Raw genomic sequence first — 4,025 nt, 5'->3', positions numbered from 1 at the left:
CCAACTTGGTTCACCATCTTCACCGATTTGGTGTGCCTATCACCTTTTGTGCATACGCTCTGTGTGAGCGCGTCAGTCTCAGGTAAACTTCTCAGTATAATCTTGTATCTAAAAGAGAACTGCCACATGCAAAGCGCCGAATACTTCATAGACCATCTTAATCTTCAACCACACGTAGAGGGCGGCTATTACTGCTCATCGTTTCGTTCCGACACACCGTTTGATGAAAACCGCCCACTCTGGAGCAGCATTTACTTTTTGCTGCGTACCGGAGAAGTCTCTCATTTTCACCAACTGACCGCCGATGAAATGTGGTATTTCCATGCAGGAGAGTCGCTGACTATTTATATGATTGATCCAGAGGGGCAACTGACCACTCAGCAACTCGGTCTGGATATTGAACGCGGTGAAAAGCCTCAGGTACTCGTACCGAAAGGATATGTTTTTGGTTCCGCGATGAATCAGCCTGGCTTCTCGCTCGTTGGCTGCATGGTATCACCTGGTTTTACATTTGAGGATTTCACGCTTTACGATCGGAATGGCTTACTCAATCGCTATCCTCAACATCGCGACGTGATCTTAACCCTAACCCGAGAAGCCTAACGACTTCTATAGGATCGATTGCGACACCGGATAAAACACCAGTTGTTCGTTTTCTACCATGAAGCAGTCCATACCTGCGTTATGGGCTGCGCTTTTGCCCAGTTCCGTGTCTTCAAACACAACGCAGTCACTCGCTTTGAGGCCTAATTTCTCAGCCGCAAGGAGAAACGTGTCTGGCGAAGGCTTGTGGTCCTGCACATCGGTGGCAGACACCACGGCTTGCAGCTTGTCCAGTAGGCGGGCATTGTCGAGCAGACGCAGCGCGCTCTCCCTCTGGCTCCCAGTGCCAACCGCCATCTTTTTGTGACCCATATACTGATCCAGAATCTCAGTCGTACACGCAATGAGCGCAGGGGGCGTATCGATGCTGGCAAAAGCATCCATTTTGAAACGTGAGACCTCACTAGGTAGCAGGTTCATGTGATACTTACGATTGATTTCATTCGCAATTTTAAAGCTCGGCATACCACCCAAACTGTGCAGCCATACTTGATCAAAGGGAAACTGAAAATGCTCGGCGGTTTTAGCCCACGCAGCGAGGTGCGCAGGCATGGTATCAAGCAGCGTGCCATCCATATCAAAAATAAGGCCTTTGTATTTGGCAAGTTCGAGGGTCATGTTATCTCCCGTCGGTTTATTGTTAAATTTGGCATTCTGGAACAATTGTCATATTTCTGTAGTTTTTTATTACACAAAAGTACCAGATAATACAATTACATATGGTGCTAAAGTTATTTTTCAGCACAGCATATATTGATATGCACTATGAATAGTGCGTAGTATCATCAAAAAACATAATAATTCACGTCAGATATTCTTTCATCAGACTTAAGGTAATCTCATGAATATTAAGCAAAAGTTGTATTCATTGGGTGTGATTGCTATTTTGGGAATTGCGTTTCTCGTGGGAGCTACAACCCACTTCACTCAAACCACCGGAGAACTGAGCCAAGCCACTCAACTTGTCGACAAATTAGAAATTCGTCTTCTCAATCTTCGTCGTAATGAAAAAGACTTCCTGCTTCGCCACGACGCCAAATATCTGGATAAATTCGAAAAAAATATTACCACGTTTTTAAGCCTTGAAAGTGAACTTTCTGGGTTACTGAGTGAACACAAGTTGCCATCCAGTCAACAACTGCGTACTGATATCCTTTCCTACCAAAAAAGTTTTCAGCAGTTGGTGGCCGGGTATCAAACGCTGGGCCTGAAGGCGGATCAAGCACTCAGAAATGACTACTATACGGCTTTCTCAGCACTGGAATCACGACTTGGCAGCGAAGACCTGGTCAAGCTCTTTGAATTTGATGAAAAAGTGGAAGCTGGAGAGCTGGACGCTCAATTGTTGACCGACGTCCCAGCCCCACAATTTCTGAAAACAGCAAATGCACTGGTTGCGCAAAAACAAGTGATTGGCCTCAAATATGACCAGGGCTTGCTCGGAGAAGCACGTACCCGATCGCACTCGGTAGAAAAGCAGTTCAGCGACTTTTCTACCAAGCTGAATGAGCAAATTGACGCGAATAACCAACAAGTATCGACGATGAAAACAGCGATTGTCGGTATTATCGTGGTACTTATCGCAGGTTTCATTTACTGGATCTCGCGCTCCATCAACCTTCAGGTTGCGTTTCTGCTCAATACCATTCAGGAAATCGCCCGAACCAACAACGTCGGCATGCGTGCTAACCTACAAGGGAAAGATGAACTCGCTTCGATCGGCACTTACTTCAACCGCTTGCTGGAAAAACTGGAAGGACTGATTTCGGGCACTCAAACGAAAGCGGGCCAGCTATCCAGCAACACCGAAACTATGCACGGTGAGTTGCAGAGTGTGATTGAACAGTTCCACATTCAGGCTGATCACACCACATCCATGGCAACAGCCGTTCAGGAAATGGTCGCGACCATCAGCGAGATATCTGAAAGCACGTCAGTTGCGGTCGAAGGTGTCCAGCAGGCGTCTGTGAACGCTCAGAATGGCCGAACGGTCGTCGAGTCCACCGTAAGCAATATCGGCCAACTGTCTGCCACATTGGAAGACAGCCAAAATTCGATCTCATCACTTAATGATCATGTGGCGCAAATTGGCGGCGCGGTCAATATCATTCAGGATATTGCAGAGCAAACTAATTTATTGGCACTGAACGCGGCAATTGAAGCGGCGCGTGCTGGTGAGCAAGGCCGCGGATTTGCCGTGGTGGCCGATGAAGTGCGTGCGCTTGCCAGCCGTACACATCAGTCGACAGAAGAAATCACCAAGGTGGTTTCGGCGATTCAACATCAAATGTCTCAAGTGGTTGATGACATCAATCAATGTAACCAGCAAGGCCATGAAACACTTGATGCTTCCCAGAAGCTCGATGACAGCCTGAGCCAAATTATTCACGACATGGAAAACATTCAGGCCAACTCAGAGCGAATTGCGTCTGCAATTGAAGAACAAGGCATCGTGATGAATCAGGTCAGTGAGTCGATCACCGAACTCAATACCATCTCGGAAAACAACATGCACTCTGCTCAGCAGTGCTTGGTGGAGGTGGATGAAGTATCACGTCAGGCCCGGGATATGGACGCGGCGGTGGCAGAATTTACCACCAGCAAAAGCTAACCAAATATCACGACGATAACTAACCTCGGCCCCCAACACTGGGGGCTTTTTTATGCTTCATATTCAAGACAAATTTGCTTCTATTTTTTGAGAATCCATATACAACAAAACTAATAGGTGAAGTGTATTTCCACCTTGCTGTAACTAAGTTTAAGTGTGACCTCACAACCTCATAAGGCTAAGTTATGTTAAGGACAACGAAAACAATATATGTACTCCCTCTGCTTTGTTTTTCTGCCTCGTCACTGGCAGCCGAAGAGTCTGACATTGCCAAACGCCCTCAAACGGTTAACGACGTTTTTGTCCGTTCCGGCGTCCTGACCCCAAAGGGCCAATTCGCGTTTGATGCGTCATTAAGCTACACACAAAACTCTTCCAACAAAGTCTCCGTCGTTGGTTACACCATTCTTCCTACTCTTCTGGTCGGTCGAATAGAAGTCTCTGATTCCGATCGTACAACCATTACTGCCGGCTTATCGGCCCGTTACGGCTTGTTTGACGATACTGAAATTGAGATCCGCTTGCCGTATGTCTATCGAAACGATCAGGTCTCCACGCGCCCAATTCAAGACGGAGCCGCTGACAACACCATCAATACCACATTAGATGGTGGTGGATTGGGCGACATCGAACTGGCAGTGCGGCATCAATTCAACTTTAATAGCACGCCCTACTGGGTCGGAGGATTAACCGTTAAATCGGACACTGGCAAATCCCCTTATGAGGTCGACATCGATCCCAACGACAATACGTTTAAAGAAGTGCCTACTGGCTCCGGATTCTGGAGTGTTGAACCATCTATCTCCATGTT

General features: G+C 47.1%; 3 protein-coding genes and 1 pseudogene. 3 read left to right on the top strand and 1 reads right to left on the bottom strand.

The window, feature by feature from the left end:
- The first annotated feature begins 126 nt into the window (after positions 1-126).
- Positions 127-603 (top strand): cupin domain-containing protein, encoded by a 477-nt coding sequence (locus CAG65_RS21925; RefSeq protein WP_161454975.1) that lies wholly within the window; start codon positions 127-129, stop codon positions 601-603.
- A 6-nt stretch (positions 604-609) separates the two neighbouring features.
- On the opposite strand, the gene CAG65_RS21920 is transcribed toward CAG65_RS21925, so the two are convergent.
- Positions 610-1,221 (bottom strand): beta-phosphoglucomutase family hydrolase, encoded by a 612-nt coding sequence (locus CAG65_RS21920; protein WP_161454974.1) that lies wholly within the window; start codon positions 1,219-1,221, stop codon positions 610-612.
- 223 nt (positions 1,222-1,444) lie between these two features.
- Here CAG65_RS21920 and CAG65_RS21915 point away from each other — a divergent pair, with 223 nt between their 5' ends.
- Positions 1,445-3,214, top strand: a complete 1,770-nt coding sequence (locus tag CAG65_RS21915; RefSeq protein WP_161454973.1) for a methyl-accepting chemotaxis protein — start codon at positions 1,445-1,447, stop codon at positions 3,212-3,214.
- A 185-nt stretch (positions 3,215-3,399) separates the two neighbouring features.
- Positions 3,400-4,025 (top strand): annotated as a pseudogene (locus CAG65_RS21910) (transporter); the annotation flags it as partial.

The sequence above is a fragment of the Vibrio sp. V39_P1S14PM300 genome (assembly GCF_009904765.1).
Taxonomy (GTDB): Bacteria; Pseudomonadota; Gammaproteobacteria; order Enterobacterales; family Vibrionaceae; genus Vibrio; species Vibrio proteolyticus.
The sequence above is the reverse complement of the archived record's forward strand: the minus strand, read 5'-3'. Positions and strand labels throughout refer to the sequence as shown.

Coding starts and splice junctions, on each gene's coding strand:
- CAG65_RS21925 (WP_161454975.1), top strand. CDS start 127: ATGCAAAGCGCCGAATACTTCATAGACCATCTTAATCTTCAACCACAC.
- CAG65_RS21915 (WP_161454973.1), top strand. CDS start 1,445: ATGAATATTAAGCAAAAGTTGTATTCATTGGGTGTGATTGCTATTTTG.
- CAG65_RS21920 (WP_161454974.1), bottom strand. CDS start 1,221: ATGACCCTCGAACTTGCCAAATACAAAGGCCTTATTTTTGATATGGAT.